Source organism: Vibrio sp. 2130-1 (assembly GCF_033339515.1).
On the sequence record NZ_JAWOUT010000487.1, the window covers coordinates 1 to 594 of the forward strand.

Annotated in this window: 1 protein-coding gene; it reads left to right on the forward strand. The window is 48.5% G+C overall.

Annotated elements, in window-relative coordinates; genetic code table 11:
* A partial coding sequence (locus R7Q09_RS26990) for a solute carrier family 23 protein (RefSeq protein WP_318144057.1) occupies positions 1-594 on the forward strand: 594 nt, incomplete at both ends.

The window sequence follows — 594 nt, forward strand, 5'->3', positions numbered from 1 at the left end:
CTGATTGGCCTGACGCTAATCCAAGTCGGCTTGGTTTCTATGGGTGGTGGCTATACTGCAATGGGCGACGGTACTTTTGGTAGCTTAGACAAACTGGCGCTCGCTGGTACCGTACTTGGGTTAATTGTGATTTTGAATCGTTCTAAAAACCCATACATTCGCGTGGCTTCGATCGTGATTGCCATGCTAGTTGGCTATGTAATGGCATACTTCATGGGTATGGTCGACACCTCAAAATTGGGGGAAACCAACCTCGTTGCGCTACCGATTCCGATGCAGTACGGCTTGTCATTTGACTGGTCACTATTTATCCCTCTCGTGCTGATTTTCTTTATCACGGCGTTGGAAGCGATCGGCGACATTACCGCAACGTCTGAAGTATCTGGCGAGCCAGTTAAAGGCCCTATTTACATGAAGCGTATCAAAGGTGGGGTATTAGCGGACGGTCTGAACTCGGCTATCGCTGCGGTATTCAACAGCTTTCCAAACTCTACTTTCAGTCAAAACAACGGCATTATCATGCTAACGGGCGTCGCAAGCCGTTACGTGGGTTACTTTATCTCGGGCATGTTAGTGATTCTTGGTCTCTTCCCG